This is a genomic window from Agromyces sp. H66 (assembly GCF_004959775.1).
In the GTDB taxonomy this organism is placed as follows: Bacteria; Actinomycetota; Actinomycetes; order Actinomycetales; family Microbacteriaceae; genus Agromyces.
Genome location: NZ_SJZG01000005.1, coordinates 73,862 through 91,083 on the forward strand (window position 1 = coordinate 73,862; position 17,222 = coordinate 91,083).

18 protein-coding genes are annotated in these 17,222 nt (G+C 71.2%); 6 read left to right on the forward strand and 12 right to left on the reverse strand.

Annotation, left to right across the window (positions count from 1 at the left end):
* Window positions 1–70 precede the first annotated feature (70 nt).
* Genes EZM51_RS10190 through EZM51_RS10215 form a run of 6 tightly spaced genes read right to left on the reverse strand, consistent with a single transcriptional unit; the run spans window position 71 to window position 7,484 of the window.
* The gene (locus EZM51_RS10190) at window positions 71–2,632 is read right to left on the reverse strand and encodes a LuxR family transcriptional regulator (RefSeq protein ID WP_136708157.1); all 2,562 of its coding nucleotides are present in this window, start codon (window positions 2,630–2,632) and stop codon (window positions 71–73) included.
* A 42-nt stretch (window positions 2,633–2,674) separates the two neighbouring features.
* On the reverse strand, window positions 2,675–3,649 hold the full coding sequence (ccsB, locus tag EZM51_RS10195) for a c-type cytochrome biogenesis protein CcsB (RefSeq protein WP_136708395.1): 975 nt from the start codon (window positions 3,647–3,649) through the stop codon (window positions 2,675–2,677).
* 51 nt (window positions 3,650–3,700) lie between these two features.
* Window positions 3,701–5,416 (reverse strand): cytochrome c biogenesis protein ResB, encoded by a 1,716-nt coding sequence (locus EZM51_RS10200; protein ID WP_248305612.1) that lies wholly within the window; start codon window positions 5,414–5,416, stop codon window positions 3,701–3,703.
* A 31-nt stretch (window positions 5,417–5,447) separates the two neighbouring features.
* The gene (locus tag EZM51_RS10205; protein ID WP_136708158.1) at window positions 5,448–6,203 is read right to left on the reverse strand and encodes a cytochrome c biogenesis protein CcdA; all 756 of its coding nucleotides are present in this window, start codon (window positions 6,201–6,203) and stop codon (window positions 5,448–5,450) included.
* 31 nt (window positions 6,204–6,234) lie between these two features.
* On the reverse strand, window positions 6,235–6,822 hold the full coding sequence (locus tag EZM51_RS10210; protein WP_136708159.1) for a TlpA disulfide reductase family protein: 588 nt from the start codon (window positions 6,820–6,822) through the stop codon (window positions 6,235–6,237).
* Window positions 6,822–7,484, reverse strand: a complete 663-nt coding sequence (locus EZM51_RS10215) for a histidine phosphatase family protein (protein ID WP_136708160.1) — start codon at window positions 7,482–7,484, stop codon at window positions 6,822–6,824. Before EZM51_RS10215 ends, EZM51_RS10210 begins: the two co-directional genes overlap by 1 nt.
* Before the next feature lie 66 nt (window positions 7,485–7,550).
* On the opposite strand from EZM51_RS10215, the gene aspS reads away from it, so the two are divergent.
* A complete protein-coding gene (gene aspS / locus EZM51_RS10220; protein WP_248305581.1) occupies window positions 7,551–8,894 on the forward strand; it encodes an aspartate--tRNA(Asn) ligase in 1,344 nt (447 codons plus the stop codon).
* A gap of 174 nt (window positions 8,895–9,068) precedes the next feature.
* Entirely contained in the window at window positions 9,069–9,968 is a 900-nt protein-coding gene (locus EZM51_RS10225) for a formylglycine-generating enzyme family protein (RefSeq protein ID WP_136708398.1), read from the forward strand.
* Window position 9,969: 1 nt separating this feature from the next.
* On the opposite strand, the gene EZM51_RS10230 is transcribed toward EZM51_RS10225, so the two are convergent.
* The 3 genes from EZM51_RS10230 to EZM51_RS10240 form a co-directional block, all read right to left on the reverse strand.
* A complete protein-coding gene (locus EZM51_RS10230; RefSeq protein WP_136708399.1) occupies window positions 9,970–11,493 on the reverse strand; it encodes an FAD-dependent oxidoreductase in 1,524 nt (507 codons plus the stop codon).
* Between the two features lie 120 nt (window positions 11,494–11,613).
* Entirely contained in the window at window positions 11,614–11,883 is a 270-nt protein-coding gene (locus tag EZM51_RS10235) for a glutaredoxin family protein (protein ID WP_248305582.1), read from the reverse strand.
* Window positions 11,884–11,977: 94 nt separating this feature from the next.
* On the reverse strand, window positions 11,978–12,076 hold the full coding sequence (locus EZM51_RS10240) for an AURKAIP1/COX24 domain-containing protein (RefSeq protein WP_003792170.1): 99 nt from the start codon (window positions 12,074–12,076) through the stop codon (window positions 11,978–11,980).
* A 116-nt stretch (window positions 12,077–12,192) separates the two neighbouring features.
* Between EZM51_RS10240 and EZM51_RS10245 the strand changes: the two genes are divergently transcribed.
* Both EZM51_RS10245 and EZM51_RS10250 read left to right on the forward strand, forming a co-directional pair.
* Window positions 12,193–12,702, forward strand: coding sequence for a GNAT family N-acetyltransferase (locus EZM51_RS10245; protein ID WP_136708161.1), 510 nt, complete (start codon window positions 12,193–12,195; stop codon window positions 12,700–12,702).
* Between the two features lie 25 nt (window positions 12,703–12,727).
* Window positions 12,728–13,213: an anthrone oxygenase family protein gene (locus tag EZM51_RS10250; protein WP_136708162.1), complete on the forward strand. Its 486-nt coding sequence runs from the start codon at window positions 12,728–12,730 to the stop codon at window positions 13,211–13,213.
* Between the two features lie 52 nt (window positions 13,214–13,265).
* Here the strand turns inward: EZM51_RS10250 and EZM51_RS10255 are convergent, their stop codons facing one another.
* On the reverse strand, window positions 13,266–13,697 hold the full coding sequence (locus tag EZM51_RS10255) for a metalloregulator ArsR/SmtB family transcription factor (protein WP_136708163.1): 432 nt from the start codon (window positions 13,695–13,697) through the stop codon (window positions 13,266–13,268).
* A gap of 73 nt (window positions 13,698–13,770) precedes the next feature.
* Here EZM51_RS10255 and EZM51_RS10260 point away from each other — a divergent pair, with 73 nt between their 5' ends.
* Window positions 13,771–15,216 (forward strand): potassium transporter TrkG, encoded by a 1,446-nt coding sequence (locus tag EZM51_RS10260; RefSeq protein WP_248305583.1) that lies wholly within the window; start codon window positions 13,771–13,773, stop codon window positions 15,214–15,216.
* The gene (locus EZM51_RS10265; RefSeq protein WP_136708164.1) at window positions 15,209–15,877 is read left to right on the forward strand and encodes a TrkA family potassium uptake protein; all 669 of its coding nucleotides are present in this window, start codon (window positions 15,209–15,211) and stop codon (window positions 15,875–15,877) included. Before EZM51_RS10260 ends, EZM51_RS10265 begins: the two co-directional genes overlap by 8 nt.
* 8 nt (window positions 15,878–15,885) lie before the next feature.
* Here EZM51_RS10265 and EZM51_RS10270 read toward each other — a convergent pair whose 3' ends face one another.
* The gene (locus tag EZM51_RS10270) at window positions 15,886–16,281 is read right to left on the reverse strand and encodes a hypothetical protein (protein WP_136708165.1); all 396 of its coding nucleotides are present in this window, start codon (window positions 16,279–16,281) and stop codon (window positions 15,886–15,888) included.
* 31 nt (window positions 16,282–16,312) lie between these two features.
* On the reverse strand, window positions 16,313–17,164 hold the full coding sequence (gene proC, locus EZM51_RS10275) for a pyrroline-5-carboxylate reductase (RefSeq protein WP_136708166.1): 852 nt from the start codon (window positions 17,162–17,164) through the stop codon (window positions 16,313–16,315).
* Window positions 17,165–17,222 lie beyond the last annotated feature (58 nt).

Genomic DNA, 17,222 nt, shown 5'->3' on the forward strand with positions numbered 1-17,222 from the left:
TGTTCTACGCCGACCCACTGTCGCCCGACATCCGGGGACCTACGGAGATCTCACCGACCGACTACCGAGATCACGCAAGCACCTCGCCCGCCATTCGCGCAGCCTCATGCCGCGACGAGACGCCCAGCTTCGCGAGGATCGCGGCCACGTGGGTGTCGACCGTGCGGACCGAGAGCACGAGCCGTTCGGCGATCTCGGCGTTGGTGCGTCCCTCGGCGAGAAGCCGCAGCACGTCGACCTGACGCCCGGTGAGACCGGCCGGGTTTCGCCGGGTGGGCGTCGACGGACCACGCGGGATGCTCCGTACGCCCCGGTCGCGCAGGGCGCTCCGCACGCGTCGGGCGAGCGGCACTGCTCCGATGCGGTCGAGGATGGCCAGGGCTGCCAGCAGGTCGGCCTCGTGGGGGCTCTCGGCCAGCGCGGATGCCTCGTGGTAGGGACATCCGATCGATCGCCACAGCTCGGCCGCACGTCGCCACTCGCCGCGCGCCTGCACCGCGAACGGGTGATCGCCCTCGGGCGCCTCGACCGGTTCGCCCGCCCGCCGGAGCAGCGATGCGAGTTCGGCCTGCAGGCTCAGCGCCCGCCGTCGCACCGCCTCGTCGTACGCCGGACGGGCGACGGCTCGAGCCTCGGCGGGGTCGCCGCGCAGCAGCGCGGCCTCGGCGCGGGCCGCGGCGACGGGGCCGGTGCGTTGCAGGTCGCCGAGCCGATCGGCGACGCGGCGCGCCTCCTCGAGCGTCGCCTCGGCACCGGGGTCGCCGCGCCGGAGCTGCACCAGTCCGATCACGACGAGGGCGGCCGCCTGCGAATGCGGCAGCGCATCTCCGGGCATCCCGGTCGCGGCGAGGGCGGCATCCCACTGGCTCCTGGCGAGGTGCAGTCGCCCGCGCTCGACCTGCTGGTAGATCCACAGCCCCACGACCTCGGTGCGTTCCGAGAACTCGAGGGCCGGAGCCAGGTACCGCTCGGCGAGGTCGAGCCGATACTGGTCGAGCAGACTCCAGACGAGGTTCACGTGGGCACGGGCGGCGTCGTCGGTGAAGTTGCCGGCGACGGCCACCTCCGCCGCCTCGAGGAGTTCCCCCATGCCCTCGTCGCGGTTCTGGAACAGGTGCGCGGTGCCGAGGTTGGTGAGGGCATGCGAGAGCGCGCGACGTTCGCCGGCCTCGCGGGCGAGCGATTCTGCACGCGTGGCCAGTTCGATGGTGCGCGGCAGGTCGTGGGCGAGCATCGCCAGCTGCGCCTCATTGCTCACCGCGAGGGCGAGCAGCCCACGATCGTGCGAGTCGGCGAGCACGACGGATGCCTCGGCAGCGGCCTCCTCGGCCTCGGGGCGGTGACCCACGAGCCACTCGAACCTCGAGAGCCAGCGCAGGCCCTCGCCGAGTGCCGTGCGGTCACCCTGCTCACGACGGAGGCCCACGGCCTCGAGCTGCGATGCGACCGCCTCTGGCCCGCTCCCGAGCGTGTACGCCTCGATGGCCGAGGCCTGCAGCAGCTCCGCGCGCTCGGCATCGTCGTACCGGTCGGCGTGGGCGAGCGCGGCGCGGTAGTGCGCCGCCGCCTGCCGGTGCGCCCCGCTCACGGACGCGTCGCGGGCAGCCCGCGGCGCCCAACGCACGACCGCGTCGATGTCGCCGGCCTCGGCGGCATGGGACGCGATCCGGCCCGGGTCGGCGCCGAGGTCGACGAGGATCTCGAGCACCCGGGCGTTGAGCTCGATGCGGCGCGAAGCGGGAAGGGAGTCGACCACGGCACGGCGCGTCAGCTCGTGCCGGAACTGCACGCCATCGGGCCGCACCGTGAGGAGGCCGCCCTCCTCGGCGGCGCTCAGGGCGCCCGGCCCTCCGGGAACGAGGCGAGCCAGCTCCGCCGGGCCGACGGCGGACGGCACGACCGCGAGCTGCTCGACGAGCTCCTGGGTGGCGGGATCGAGGCGGCGCAGACGCGCCGCGACGGCGTCGACCACGGTCGGCGGCACGACTGCCGCATCGGCGGTCGCGACGAGTTCGCCCACGAAGTACGGGTTGCCGCCGGTCAGGGCGAACACTCGCTCGGCGTCGAGGCCGCGAGGAGCGGTGAGCATGCCGACCGCGTCCGGCGACAGTCGCCGCAGCGCGAGATGGTGCACGTTGGTGCGCAGGTCGCCCAGCAGCCGCGCGAGCGGATGCCCGCGGTCGAGCTCGTCGTCCCGGTACGTGAGCACGAGTGCCGCGGGAAGGGCGTCGATGCGTCGCGCGAGGAATCGGAGCGCATCGAGCGTCGCCTCGTCGGACCAGTGCGCGTCCTCGACGACGAGGACGGTGCCGCGTGACGAGGCGAGTTCCTCGTGCAGCGCCGCGAAGACCTCCTCTCGGTCGCCCGCACGGAGCGCATCGCCGAGGCGCGCACCGACGAACGGCGTGAGGTCGCGCAGCGGCCCGAGCGTACGCGGCGTCGAGAGCGCGTCGCAGGCGCCCACCAGCACGCGGCATCCCGCCGGCGGCTGGTCGCGCATGGCGCCCACGAGGCTCGACTTGCCGATGCCCGCCTCACCGTGCACGAGCACGACGGAGCCTCGCCCGCCGGCGGCCGCACTCGCTGCCTCGCCGAGCGCGGCGAGTTCGGGCTCACGCTCGAGCAGCCTCATAGTGCGATGGTGGCCGCTCGCGAGCGTGAGCGCAACGCGGGATCAGAGGCCCGAGTACGCGTGCAGTCCCTTGAAGAACAGGTTGACGACCGTGAAGTTGAAGAGCACCGTCGAGAAGCCGATGATCGCGAGCCACGCAGACCGCGAGCCGCGCCAGCCGCGCGTCGCACGCGCGTGGATGTACCCGGCGTAGACCACCCAGATGATGAAGGTCCACACCTCCTTGGTGTCCCAGCCCCAGTATCGGCCCCACGCGGCCTCGGCCCAGATCGCACCGGCCATGAGGGTGAACGTCCACAGGATGAAGCCGACGATCGTGACCCGGTAGGCGAGGTTCTCGAGGGTCGCCGAGTCGGGCAGCGTCGCGAGGAACGATTGCTTGACGGCCTTGGCGGATGCCACGAGCGATTCGCGTCGCGACTGCAGGAGCTGCACGACCGAGAGTGCGAACCCGAGCGCGAAGAAGCCCACCGACGAGGTCGCGACGAACACGTGGATGACGAGCCACGCCGACTGCAGGGCCGGCGGCAGCGGCACGACGCTCACGTAGAAGTTCACGGTCGCGACGCCGAGGAGCACGAGCACCAGACCGGTGACGAACGTGCCGAGGAAGCGCAGGTCGTGCTTCGAGACCACGAGCACGAGCAGGTAGACCGTGGTGATGATGAGGGTGCCGGTGAGCGCGAACTCGTACATGTTCGCCCACGGCACGCGCTCGGCGGCGATGCCGCGCGTGACGTCGGCGGCCAGGTGCAGCAGCCACGCGACGACCGTCATCGCCACGCCCACGCGCAGCGACGGCGAGCGGCCGTAGGCCATGGCGCCGTTCGCTGAGCTCGTCGAAGCGGGCGCCTCCACCGCTGCGGCCGCTTCGACAGGCTCGGCGACCTTCGTCGACACGGGCGCGCCTACCGCGGCGGGCGCTTCGACCGCGACGGCGACCGCTGCGGTGGCGGCAGCCGATCGCCGCGCCAGGTCGATCGCGTACGCGATGAACGCGACCGCGTACACGGCCATGGCCGAGTACACGAGCGTGATGGAGATCTGGTCGAGCGTCACTGTTCTACCTTACGTCGAAGGATTTCGCTTCGCGGGTTGAGGAGGTCCGCCCGCGTGCTTGTCGGCGAACGCCGCCACGGCGTCCTCGAGGCCCGGGTCCTCGCCCCGGGCGAGTCCCGCGTACTCGAGCACCACCGTGCCGTCGGGCCGGCGCGCGGCCTTCACCCACATGCGCCGGCGCGGCACGAAGAGCGACACGAGGAGCCCGGCGAGGATCAGCACCGCGAACACCAGTACCCAGCCCTGCGAGGGGTCGTTGTGGATGTCGAAGCTGGCGAAGCGCGAGACGCTCGTCGAGTAGTCGTCGGCCGCGGCATCCGGATCGGCGTTCTCGAACGTGATCGAGCCCAGCCCGTTCGGCAGGTCGACGGTCTCGCCCGGCATGAGCTCGATCGAGTCGACGCCCGTCGAGCCGCCCGTGAGCTGCTCCATGCTCGACGGGTCCAGCGTGTACACCGAGGTGGGCACTCCATCGTCGATGCCGAGGTCGCCCTGGTACACGTTGAGCGTCAGCACCGGGAAGACGAGGTCAGGATAGCTCGACGTGTAGGCGCCCGAGGGGAGGGTGGTCTGCGTCGGGTACAGGAAGCCGACCATGCCGAGCTGGTCGGCGAGCCCGTCGGGCACCTTCACGACGCCGATCGAGGTGAGGTTCGCGTCCTGCGGCAGGAACGGCACCGAGTCGGTGAACACGACCTCGCCGTCGGGATCGCGCACCGTGATGGTGGGTGCGTAGCCGTTGCCGAGCAGGTAGACGTCGGTGCCGTGCACCCGCAGCGGCTCGTTGACCTTGACGACCCCGGGCTCGGCGGCGCCGTCCTGCGCCTGCACGGAGACCCGCGCCGTGAAGTCGATCGGCTGGCCGATGGCCTCCTGGTTCTGCGTCTCGTAGACGGCATCGAGCTCCTCGAGCTCGAGCCGGTAGGGATCGAGGTTCGCGTCGTCGAAGAAGCGGCCCGGGTTGAACGAGTCGTAGGCGGCGAGCGTGTTCACGAACGACTGGCCCTCGACCACGACGCGCTGGCCCGAGAACCCGAAGCCGCCGCCGATGCCGACGGCGACGAGGATGCCGAGCAGTGCCGTGTGGAACACGAGGTTGCCGGTCTCGCGAAGGTAGCCGCGTTCGGCCGAGACGGATGCCTCGCCGCGCAGGTCGTACCGCTCGACCCGGTAGCCCGCCTGCTTCAATTGCGCCGCCGCGGCGTCGATCGCCGCATCCGCCGCCGCATCGGTCGCTGAGCCGGTCGAAGCGGCCGTCCCTTCGGCGGGCTCAGGGACCACCAGCGGCCGCTCGGTGTACCCGGCCAGTCGCGACAGCCGCGCCGGCGTGCGCGGCGGCCGCGCCCGCAGCGCCTCGAAGTGGTGCTTCGTGCGCGGGATGACGCAGCCGATGAGCGAGACGAACAGCAACAGGTACACGGCCGAGAACCACGCCGACGTGTAGACGTCGAACATCTGGAACGAGTCCAGCACCGGCGCGAGGTCGGGGTTGTCGGCGAAGTACTGCGAGACGCCGTTCGGGTCGCTGGAGCGCTGCGGCACGAGCGACCCGGGCACCGCGGCGATCGCGAGGAGGAGCAGCAGCAGCAGCGCCGTGCGCATGCTCGTGAGTTGCCGCCAGGCGAAGCGAAGCCAGCCGACTGCGCCGAGCTTCGGCTGGGTGACGGCGCCGTCCTCGGGCTGTCGAGGGGATGCCGGAGCCGCGTCGCGCTCGGGGGCGTCGATGTGGTCGTCGGGGCGCGACAGCGCGTCTGGGTCAGATCGCGGGGACAAAGCCGGTGATCACCGCCTGCAGTTCGTACATCCAGATGGTCCAGAGACCCGACACCATGAGCAGGCCGATCGCGATGAGGAGCGCCCCGCCGATGATGTTGATGGTGCGGATGTGGCGGCGGAAGAACGCCATCGACCCCGTCACCCAGCCGAACCCGAGGGCCACGAGCAGGAACGGGATACCGAGGCCGACGCAGTAGGCGAGGCCGAGCAGCACGGCGCGGCCGGCCGAGGCGGAGTCGGCGCTGAGGGTGAGCACGACGGCGAGCGTCGGGCCGATGCACGGGGTCCAGCCGAGGCCGAACACGATGCCGAGCAGGGGCGCGCCGGCGAGCCCGGTCGCGGGGCGCCACGACGGCTTGACGGTGCGCTGCAGGAACGTGAACTGGCCGATGAACACGAGGCCCATGGCGATGAGCAGCACGCCGAGCACGCGCGTGATGATCTCGCCGTACGCGTTGAACCACGCGCCCGCGACGCCCGCGAGCAGGTTGAAGGTGACGAACACCACCGTGAACCCCGCGATGAACAGGAGCACGCCGAGCACCAGCCGCCGACGGTTGCGTCGTTCCTCGGAGGCCAGCTCCGAGGCATCCGTGAACCCGCCGAGGTAGCCGAGGTAGCCGGGCACGAGGGGCAGCACGCATGGCGACAGGAACGACACGAGCCCCGCGGCGAGCGCGATCGGCACGGCCGCGAGCAACTGCCCGCTGAGTACGATCTCGCCGATGCCGTCCACGTCGCTTCCTCCGCCGCCGCTTCGCCCGCGCCTACGCCTGCTCGGCGAGGAGCGTGTCGATGATCGACTCGAGGATCGACGCCTCGGTGAGCTGGCCGAGCACGCGAGCGGCGACGCGGCCCTCCTGGTCGAGCACGATGGTCGTCGGCACGGCGGCGGGCGGCACGTCGCCCGCGAACGCGAGCTGTGCGGTGCCCGACTCGACGTCGAGGATCGACGGGTAGGTGACGCCGTAGCTCTGCTCGAAGGATGCCGCGGTGCCGGCCTGGTCGCGCACGTTCACGCCCACGAAGGCCACGCCGTCGCCGGCGAACGACTGCGACACCTCCTCGAGGACCGGCGCCTCGGCCCGGCACGGGGCGCAGCCCGCGTACCAGAAGTTCACGACCGTGACGTCGCCGAGCGTGTCGGCGGAGTCGAAGGCGCCGCCGTCGACCGTCTCGCCCGAGAACTCGATGGTCTCGCCGCGCTGTTCCTCGGCGAATTCGGAGATGGTGCCGTCACCGGCGATGTAGTTCTTGCCGCTGCCCTCGCGGTACTGCTCCGCGAGCGGGTCGCTCGTGCAGCCGGTGAGCAGCAGGGCGGATGCCGCGACCAGCGCGACCAGTCGAACACGCATCACACGGCCCCCACGTCGGTCGCCTGCGCGGCGAGGCCCGCCGCCGGGTCGCGGTACCCGACCTCGACGAACCGGTCGCCGCCCGAGCCCGTCGAAGGGCGGCGCTCGAACGACGTGATGCTCGACAGTGCGCAACGACGCCGACGCGGGTCGTGGGCGAGCGACCTGCCCGTCACGCGACGGTGCACCATCCAGATCGGCAGCTGGTGGCTCACGATCACGGCGTCGCCGCTCGGGGTCGCGTCCCACGCGTCGTGCATCGCGTGCAGCATCCGACTCGCGATCGAGCGGAACGGCTCGCCCCAGCTCGGCTCCCACGGGTTCACGAGGAAGCTCCAGTTGCGCACGTCGCGGAGCGCGGAGTCGCGGCCGTGCATCTTCAGCCCCTCGAAGCGGTTCTCGGGCTCGATGACGCGGTCGTCGAGCTGCGGCTCGAGGCCGAACGCCTCGGCGATCGGCTCCGCCGACTGCTGGGTGCGCTGCAGCGGGGAGGAGATCAGCAGGCCGACGGGCCGACCGCGAGCGGCGAGGTCGTCGGCGGCGGCCTGCGCCATCCGTCGGCCGAGATCGGAGAGCCCGTATCCCGGCAGGCGCCCGTAGAGCACGCCCTGGGGGTTGAAGACCTCGCCATGGCGCACGAGATGGATCTGCTCGGCCGGCACGGTGTCCAGTCTAGAGAGGCGTTCCCTTTGAATCCGCCGCAAGCCCCGCGGGTAGGATGGTCGATCGTGACCTCCCGCACCCTGATCAAGAACCTCGCCGCGCTGCCCGACGGCCCCGTGACCGTCGCCGGATGGGTCGAGACCGTACGCGATCAGAAGAAGGTGCAGTTCATCATCCTGCGCGACGAGACGGGTGCCGTGCAGCTCGTGAACCCCGCCGTGCGCGAACTCGATCCCGAGGGCGTCAGCGTCGGCGCCGCCGAGGCACTCGTGCTGACCGAGCAGATCTCCGCGCTCTCGCACGGCACGTTCGTCACCGTCTCCGGCGACCTGAAGCACGACGAGCGCGTGAAGCTCGGCGGCCTCGAGGTGAAGATCGCCACGCTCGACGTCGTGTCCGAGGCGCTCGAGACGCCGATCGCGGCCGACTCCAGCCTCGACAAGCGCATGGACTGGCGCTTCCTCGACCTGCGCCACCCGAAGCAGCACCTCATCTTCCGCATCCAGACGACGTTCGAGCACGCGCTTCGCCAGTACTGGATCGACAACGAGTTCATCGAGATCCACACCCCGAAGCTGATGGCCAGCGCCTCGGAGTCGCGTGCGGAGCTCTTCGAGGTCGGCTACTTCGAGACGACGGCCTATCTCGCGCAGAGCCCCCAGTTCTTCAAGCAGATGGCGCAGCCGGCCGGATTCGGCAAGGTGTTCGAGATCGGCCCGGCGTTCCGCGCCGACCCGTCGTTCACGTCGCGGCACGCGACCGAGTTCACCTCGATCGATGCGGAGATGAGCTGGGTCGACTCGCACGAGGACGTCATGCGCATGCACGAGGAGCTCCTCGTCGCCGCGTTCACGGCGGTGAAGGAGAAGCACGGCGCCGAGATCGCCGAGCTCTTCGGCATCGAGCTCCAGGTGCCCACGGCCCCGTTCCCGCGCATCCCGCTCGCCGAGGCGAAGCAGATCGTCGCCGAGCACGGGTACGTGGTGCCGCGCGCCGACGCCGACATGGACCCCGAGGGCGAGCGCCGCATCTCGCAGTACGTCAAGGAGACGTACGGCCACGACTTCGTGTTCCTCACCGACTACGCGTCGAGCATCCGACCCTTCTACCACATGCGGCACGCGGATGACCCGGGCCTCACGAACTCGTACGACCTCATCTACAACGGCGTCGAGATCTCGACGGGCGCGCAGCGCGAGCACCGCATCGACGTGCTCATCGCGCAGGCGAAGGAGAAGGGCCTGGAGCCCGAGGAGCTCGAGTTCTACCTCGACTTCTTCCGCTACGGCGTGCCGCCGCACGGCGGGTTCGGCATGGGGCTGGCCCGGGTGCTCATGCTCATGCTCGACGAGCACTCGATCCGCGAGACGACCTACCTGTTCCGCGGCCCCACCCGCCTGCTGCCCTGACCCGCGGCGCGACCTCCTCCCTTCCACCGCCCCACGTTCCCTCCCACCTTCGCCGACTGTTGACGTTCCGTCTCTCGAGGCGGTCCCTGGCGGTATCACTCGGCATGGGCCGTTAACACTCGACGGTCAGGTACCGCGCGGACGTAGGGTCGAAGGGTGGTCGACACGACGCGCATGATCCACATCCCGGGCGGAACGTTCCGGATGGGCTCCGACGAGTTCTCCGCCGATGAGACCCCCGTGCACGAGCGCACCGTGGGCTCGTTCGAGATCGACGTGCATCCGGTCACGAACGAGCAGTTCGCGGCCTTCGTCGAGTCGACCGGTCACGTCACGGTGGCCGAGCGACCGCTCGACCCGACCGACTTCCCGGGCGCGGATCCGGCCGAGCTCGTGCCCGGCGCCCTCGTGTTCACCCCCACGGCGGGCCCCGTCGACCTGCACGACTGGCGGCAGTGGTGGCGGTGGGTCCCCGGCGCGAGCTGGCGGCATCCGTTCGGCCCCGGTTCATCCGTCGACGACCGGCCGACGCACCCGGTCGTGCAGGTGAGCTTCGCGGATGCCGCGGCCTACGCGGCATGGGCCGGCCGCCGCCTGCCCACCGAGGCGGAGTTCGAGTACGCCGCCCGCGGCGGCCTCGAGGGCGCGCGTTTCGCGTGGGGCGACGAGGAGTTTCCCGGCGGACGACTCATGGTGAACCGGTGGCAGGGCGACTTCCCGTACCGGAACACCGGCGCCGCGGGTTGGGTCGGCACGTCGCCCGTCATGACCTTCCCGGCGAACGGCTACGGTCTCCACGACGTGACGGGCAACGTGTGGGAATGGACGACCGACTACTACGCGCCGCGCCACGAGGTGCCCGGCGAGGTGGCGGTCGACGCCGGCGGCCGCGAGAACCTGCTCGCCGCGGCATCCGCCGAGCCCGGCTCCCGGATCCCCCGGCGCGTGCTCAAGGGCGGCTCGCACCTGTGCTCACCGCAGTACTGCCTGCGCTACCGGCCCGCCGCGCGCTCACCTCAGGCCGACGACACGGCCACGACGCACATCGGGTTCCGGTGCGCGCGCGACGTGTGAGTCAGATCCGCGGCCGCGTGCGGGTCGTCTCCGGCAGGTCGTAGACCGCCGGCCCCTCGATGCGACGGCCGGATGCCTCGAAGCGCGAGCCGTGCAGCGGGCAGTCCCACGTCGACTCGGCGTCGTTCCAGTTCAGCACGCCGCCGAGATGCGTGCAGACCGCCCGCACCGCGCAGGTGCGCCCCTCGACGGTGGACACGCCGTAGGGCACGCCCCCGCGGCTGACGACGACTCCCTCACCCTCGGCCGGTCGCGGCACGGGTGCCGGACGACCCTGCGCCCCCACCCAGCCCGTCACGAGGCCGCGGCCCACGCGTGCGCCCTCCTCCGCCCCGCGTGCGAGGTCGCCGGGCCGTGTCACCCGCGTGCCGATGACCCGGATCCATGGCCGACGCTCGAACCACGGCACGCCGAGGATCTCCGACGAGATGCGGATGGCGGCCGCGACGCCGTTGGTGAGCCCCCACTTGCCGTAGCCGGTGGCGAACCAGACGCGGCCGCGGCCACGCGGCATCCGGCCCGCGAAGGGCACCAGGTTCAGCGAGTGGTAGTCCTGCGCCGCCCATCGGTGCGTCAGCTCGGCGCCCGGGAAGTGCCGATGCGTCCAGTCGACGAGGTCCTGCACCCTCGCCTCGGTCGACGGAACGCCGCCCACGGGGTGGTCGTTGCCGCCGACGAGGAGCAGCGGCGGCGGCGGCGCATCGCCGCCGGACTCCGGTTCCGCGACGCCATCGGGCGTCGTGCGGATCGTGCGCGTCGGCTCGTCCACCGAGAGGAAGAGCCCCGACGGCGGCGGCTCGGCGACGCGGTACGACGTGAGGTGGCTGCGCGACGCGTGCAGCTTGGCGAAGTAGAGGCCCCGATCGAGGATCGGCGTCGCGGTCGCGATGACCGCGGTCTCCGCGCGGATCGTGCCGACGGGCGTGCGCACCTCGACCGGCCGGCCCGCGTGCACGCCCTCGACGCGCGTGCGCTCGACCAGCACGCCGCCCTCCGCCACGAACGCGCGCGCCATCGCGACGGCGAGGCGGTACGGGTCGAGCGCGAGCTGCCCGGGCAGCGCGACGGCGCCCGCGAACGGGAACGGCACCGGCATCCGATCGATCCGTTCGGCCGGCAGCCCCGCGGCGAGTGCGGCCTCGAACTCGCGGTCGACGGTTCGGAGCCCGTCGTCGGTGCTCGCGTAACTGTAGGCGATCTCCTCGGCCACGGGCACGCCGTGGTGCTGCGCGAACTCGGCGATCCACCGCTGCCCGTCGAGGTTCGCCTCGACGTACGCCCGCGCGAGGCGCGTCGAGTGCGTGCGCCGGATCCGCTGCAGCACCGAGCCCTGCAGCACGCTCGCCTTTCCGGTGTTGGCGCCCGTCGCGAGCGCGGCCACGTCGCTCGCCTCGACGACGACCACCTCGAGGCCGCCGCGCACGAGCATGAGCGCCGTCGCGAGCCCGGTGATCCCGGCGCCGATCACGGCGACGTCGAAGCGCTCCGTCGGCAGCACGGCGGTCTCGTAGCGCGAACTGGGCATTCCGGCCGCCTCCTCGTCAGGGGCGGCCGCGTCTCTCCAGAGGCTCGTCATGCGGTCAGTCAAGACCGCGCACCGCCCGACGGCAAGCGCTTGACGGCTCCGGATGCCGCGGCTACGGCGTCAGCCCGCCAGCAGCGCCGTCTTCAGCCGCACGGGATCGATGCGCCAGTAGTTGTGCACCTCGCCGTCGATGAGCAGCACGGGGATCTCCTCCGCGTAGCGGGCGGCCAGTGCTTCGTCGTCGAGGATCGAGCGCTCGTCGAGGTGCAATCGCGGCGCGGCATCCGATGCCTCGACCTCGGTGATGACGGCCTGCACGACCTCGCGCGCGTCGTCGCAGAGGTGGCAGCCGGGCTTGCCGATGAGGGTCAGGCGGATGTCTCGGGTCACGGCTCCAGCCTAGGCGCCGGTGGTTCGCGAAACCCCGGGCACAGCGAAAAGCGCCAGGCCGATGGCCTGACGCTCAGCCGGTCGTGCTCGACGACTACTTCTTGTTGCGACGCTGGTGACGCGTCTTGCGCAGCAGCTTGCGGTGCTTCTTCTTCGCCATGCGCTTGCGGCGCTTCTTGATGACGGAACCCATCAGAACCTCACAGAAAGTCGAGACGGCCGCGCGTGCCGCAGCCGGTGGCCGGAAAGCCTCGGGGTAGTCTACCGGATCCGCGCAACCGCGCCCTTCCCATGCGTTACCGTCGATGGATGCGCAGCACCGACCTCGTCATCCGCACGACGACCGAGGACGACTGGCGCGAGGTCCGGGCACTGCGCCTCGAGATGCTCCGCGACACCCCGATCGCGTACGGCGAGACGCTCGAGCACGCGCTCACGGTCGACGAATCCGGCTGGCGCACGCGCGCGGCACGCGGCACCGCGCCGCGGCAGACCGCCGTCGTCGCGATCGATGGCGGCCGGTGGGTGGGCCACATGGGCGGCTACATCCCGGATGCGACGAGCGGCCCCATGCTCGTCGGCGTCTACGTCGCGCCCGATCACCGCGGCGAGAAGGCCGGCGTCGCCCGGCTCCTCCTCGAGGCCGTCGAGCGCTGGGCGCTCGGGCACGGCGACACGCTGCGCCTCGAGGTGCACGAGGACAACCCGCGTGCCCTGCGCTTCTACGAGAAGCTCGGCTTCACGCTCACCGGCCGCAGCCGCGAGTACGAGCTCGAACCCGGCGGCCTGGAACTGGAGATGATCAAGCCGCTCCGGTGACGGCGGTGCACGGCAGACTGTCCGCATGGACTGGCTCATCGACGTGCTGCTCGTCGCGACGATCGTCGGCACCGGCGTCGCGGCCGGCGTCTTCACCGCCTTCTCGGCCTTCGTCACGCAGGGCCTCGACCGGCTGCCCGCCGCGGACGCCGCCCGAGCCATGCGCGAGATCAACGTGACGGCCGTGCGGCCGCCGTTCATGCTCGTGCTGTTCGGCACGGCCCTGTTGACCGTCGCGGTCGGGGCGCTCGCGCTCACCGGAACCCTCGGCGGGGCGGCATGGTGGGCGATCGGCGCCGCGGCGGTCTACCTCGTCGGCGCGATCGGCGTGACCGGGGCCGCCAACGTGCCGCGCAACAACCACCTCGCCGCGCCGCCAGCCGCAGACGCACCGGCCCTCGCGGCGGCGTGGCAGGAGTTCCGGCCGGGCTGGCAGGCGTGGAACCACGTGCGCGCGCTCACGAGCGCCGCCGCGTGCGTCGGGTTCGTGCTCGCGCTCGTCTGGCGCTGACGAGGGTCTCGAGACGCGCGCTGCGCGTGCTCCTCGTCCCGCGGAACCGACGCTACTTGCGCTTCTTCGGCGTGACGGCCGCGGTCACCTGATGAGCGGTCTCGGCGAACGCCTTGCCGATCGCCGACGCGAACGCACGCTGCTCCTCGTTGAGCGACGCGGACTCGGCACCCGCGAGCGTGGCGGCATCCGCTGCGGCCTCCGACGACACGAAGGGGATGAGCCAATCCTCGAGCAGCTCGAGCGGGCGGCGGTCGAGGTGGTAGTAGCGGTGCTGGCCCTCCTCGCGAACGCCGACGAGACCCGCCTCGCGCAGCACCTTCAGGTGCTTCGAGACCGTGGGCTGGCTGAGCCCGAGGGCCGAGACGATCTCGGAGACACTGATCTCGCCGCCGGACTGCGGCGCCGCGGTCTCCCGCTCGAGGAGCACGGCGAGGATGTCGCGCCGCGTCGTATCCGCCACCACGTCGAAGATGTCCGCCATGCGACAAGGCTAGTCACTCACGGCGAGGAGTACCATGACTCACGCATTCGGTGAAGGCACGTGAGGGGGCTCGATGCGCGCACAGCCGATGGGCCGCGGTGGGCAGAGCGACCAGCGGTCCTGGCTCGGACGTGTTCGCGACGCCCTCGACGGCCTGGTGCGAAGCTCGCCAGCTCGGTTCGCGCTCCTCGTGTTCGCCGGGCTCATCTTCATCACGACGGCGTTGCTCAGCCTCCCGATCGCCCGGGCCGGCGAGGGGCGCGGCACGCCGCTCCACGACGCGTTCTTCACCGCAGTGTCGACGATCTGCGTCACGGGGCTCACGACGGTCGACATGGCGACGCACTGGTCGCCGTTCGGCAATGCCGTGATCTTCATCGGCATGAACATCGGCGGCATGGGCGTGCTGACGCTGGCCTCCATCCTCGGTCTCGTGATCTCGCGGCGGCTCGGCCTGCGAGCGAAGCTCATCGCGGCGAGCGACACCAACGTCGCCCGCACCCACGCCGGCCCCGTGTCCGAGAGCCAGGCGATCCGGCTGGGCGAAGTGGGCGGGCTGCTCGCGACCGTCGCCCTGAGCACCCTGTCGATCGAGGCGGTGATCATGCTCGGCATGATCCCGAGCGTGCTCGCCGCCGGCTACGACGCCGGCACGAGCATCTGGTACTCGGCGTACTACTCGGTGAGCGCGTTCACGAACACGGGCTTCAACCCCAACCCGCTCGGCCCGGTCGAGTTCTTCGACGATTACTGGTTCCAGTCGCTCATGATGGTCGACGTGTTCCTCGGCAGCCTCGGCTTCCCCGTGATCTTCGCACTGCTGCGAACCTGGCGGATCCCCCACCGGTGGAGCGTGCACGTCAAGCTCACCCTCACCACGACGATCGTGCTCTGGATCGCCGGCGCGCTCACCTTCCTCCTGCTGGAGTACGACAACCCCGACACCTACGGCCGGTTCGGCTTCGGCAAGACCGTCTTCGAGGCGTTCTTCATGTCGACGATGACGCGCTCGGGCGGCTTCGCCACGATCGACATGGCCGACTTGAACAGCTCGAGCCTGCTCGTGACCGACATGCTCATGTTCGTCGGCGGCGGCTCGGCGTCGACGGCCGGCGGCATCAAGGTGACCACGCTCGCCGTGCTGTTCCTCGCCGCCTACGCGGAGGCGAAGGGCGCGCCCGCGATGTCGGCGTTCGGTCGTCGCATCCCGCGTGACATGCTCCGGCTCTCGGTGAGCGTGGTGCTCTGGGGCGCGACCATCGTGGCGGTCTCGACCGTGATCATCACCCAGATCACGAAGTCGCCGCTCGACTTCGTGCTGTTCGACGTGATCTCGGGCTTCGCCACCTGCGGGCTGTCGACCGGACTCACGTTCGACCTGCCACCCGAGGGCAAGTACGTGATGGCCGCCACCATGTTCATGGGGCGGGTTGGTACAGTGACACTCGCCGCAGCACTGGCGGCCAGCCAGCGCCGGCAGTTGTACAAGCTTCCGGAAGAGAGGCCCATCGTTGGTTGATCGCATCAAGCACGACGCGCCGGTGCTCGTCATCGGCCTCGGTCGTTTCGGCGCGGCGACCGCCGGCCAGCTCGACCGCCTCGGCCGCGAGGTGCTCGCCGTCGACGAGAGCGAGCAGCTCGTGCAGAAGTGGGCCGAGCGGGTCACGCACGCGGTGGTCGCCGACGCACGGTCCATCGAGGCGCTGCGGCAGATCGGCGCCCAGGACTTCTCCGTCGCGGTCTGCGCCGTGGGCTCGTCGATCGAGGCATCCGTGCTCATCACCGCGAACCTCGTGGACCTCAAGATCCCGCAGATCTGGGCGAAGGCGATCTCGCAGTCGCACGGCAAGATCCTCGAGCGCATCGGCGCGAATCACGTCATCTATCCCGAGCGCGAGGCGGGCGAGCGCACGGCGCACCTCGTGAGCGGACGCATGCTCGACTTCATCGAGTTCGACGACGACTTCGCGCTCGTGAAGATGTACCCGCCGAAGCCGGTCCGCGGCAAGACCCTCGCCGAGTCGGGCGTGCGGAGACGGCACCGGGTCACGGTCGTCGGGGTGAAGAGCCCGGGCAAGCCGTTCACGTACGCCACCGAGAAGACCGTGGTCACCAACCGCGATCTCATCATCGTCTCGGGCACCGAGGGCGACATCGAGAAGTTCGCGGCCCTCGAGTAGCGAAGGGGTCAGCCGGCCAGCATGATGGCGAGGCTGACGACCCCCGCCGTGCCGGCGATGGCGAGCAGCACGAGCCCGACCACGCGGATGGCGCGACGCCCGGCCGGCGGTTCATGCAGTCGCAGCCGATCCGGCTCGCGCTCCCGGTAGTAGGCGCGCTCCTCGTCCGCGTCGACCACGTGCGCTCGCTCGTCGTCGCTGAGCCGTCGCTGGTGGAACGCGCCCTCGGCGAACCAGCGCACCGTGCTGCCGTGCTCCTGGTCGACGACGACCGCGTCGGTCGGCAGCCACCGACCGTCGGCGAGTCGGATGAGGAGGGCGAGGAGCAGGCAACCGAGCGATCCGCCGAAGGCGATCCAGCCGATCACCTCGGCGACGGTCGCGACCACCTCCGCTGACTCCATGCGATTCACCGTAGCGAACGCGTCGGCCCGATCACGCCCCGGCGGCGAGCTCGCGCGCCCGGGCGAGCGCGGCATCCGTCGCCCGGTCGAAGATGCGCTTCAGGTTCGCCTCCTCGAGCACGGCGATGGCGCGCTCGGTGGTGCCCTTGGGGCTCGTCACCCGGCGGCGCAGCTCGGCGGGATCGTCGTCGGATGCCGCGAGTAACTCGCTCGCGCCGCGGAACGTGCCCTGCACCATGCGCGCCGCCTGCTCGGGCGTGAACCCCTTGTCGATCGCGGTGGCCGTGAGCTGCTCGATGAGGTAGAAGACATACGCGGGGCCGGAGCCCGAGATGGTCGAGAGGGCGTCGAGCTGCAACTCGGGCACGACGAGCACGTCGCCGACGGTTCCGAACATGGCGACGGCGAGCGCGAGGTCGTCGTCGCTCGAACGGGTGCCCGCGGAGACCCCGGTCACGGCGCGGCCGACCACCGCCGGGGTGTTCGGCATCGAGCGGATGACCGAGACGTGCTCGGGCAGCAGCGACTCGAAGGTCGCGACGGTCACGCCGGCCGCGACCGAGACGACGACCGTGCCGGGCTCGAGGGCATCCGCGATCTCGCGCAGCAGGTCGGGCACCATGGCGGGCTTCACGGCGACCACGACGAGGCCCGCGCCCGCGACGGCCGTGCGGTTCGCCGCGGCATCCGTCTCGGTGGCGGAGGAGGCGACCCCGGGCAGGTCGGCGAGCTCGGCCGCGCGCGCCGCGGAGCGGTTCGTGGCCCGGATGCCGCCGTCGATCTCGACACCCGGCTGGAGGAGCCCGGCGAGGATCGCGCGGGCCATGGACCCGGCCCCGAGGAAGGCGATCGCGGGCAGCTTCACGGGCGTCTCGACTGGCATGCGACCATCCTAGGAGCGCCCCGCGCAAGCCTCCCGACCGACCACGTCATCGCCTCGA

Coding starts and splice junctions, on each gene's coding strand:
- EZM51_RS10190 (WP_136708157.1), bottom strand. CDS start 2,632: ATGAGGCTGCTCGAGCGTGAGCCCGAACTCGCCGCGCTCGGCGAGGCA.
- ccsB (WP_136708395.1), bottom strand. CDS start 3,649: ATGGCCGTGTACGCGGTCGCGTTCATCGCGTACGCGATCGACCTGGCG.
- EZM51_RS10210 (WP_136708159.1), bottom strand. CDS start 6,822: ATGCGTGTTCGACTGGTCGCGCTGGTCGCGGCATCCGCCCTGCTGCTC.
- EZM51_RS10225 (WP_136708398.1), top strand. CDS start 9,069: ATGATCCACATCCCGGGCGGAACGTTCCGGATGGGCTCCGACGAGTTC.
- EZM51_RS10230 (WP_136708399.1), bottom strand. CDS start 11,493: ATGCCCAGTTCGCGCTACGAGACCGCCGTGCTGCCGACGGAGCGCTTC.
- EZM51_RS10240 (WP_003792170.1), bottom strand. CDS start 12,076: ATGGGTTCCGTCATCAAGAAGCGCCGCAAGCGCATGGCGAAGAAGAAG.
- EZM51_RS10245 (WP_136708161.1), top strand. CDS start 12,193: ATGCGCAGCACCGACCTCGTCATCCGCACGACGACCGAGGACGACTGG.
- EZM51_RS10250 (WP_136708162.1), top strand. CDS start 12,728: ATGGACTGGCTCATCGACGTGCTGCTCGTCGCGACGATCGTCGGCACC.
- EZM51_RS10255 (WP_136708163.1), bottom strand. CDS start 13,697: ATGGCGGACATCTTCGACGTGGTGGCGGATACGACGCGGCGCGACATC.
- EZM51_RS10260 (WP_248305583.1), top strand. CDS start 13,771: ATGCGCGCACAGCCGATGGGCCGCGGTGGGCAGAGCGACCAGCGGTCC.
- EZM51_RS10270 (WP_136708165.1), bottom strand. CDS start 16,281: ATGGAGTCAGCGGAGGTGGTCGCGACCGTCGCCGAGGTGATCGGCTGG.
- proC (WP_136708166.1), bottom strand. CDS start 17,164: ATGCCAGTCGAGACGCCCGTGAAGCTGCCCGCGATCGCCTTCCTCGGG.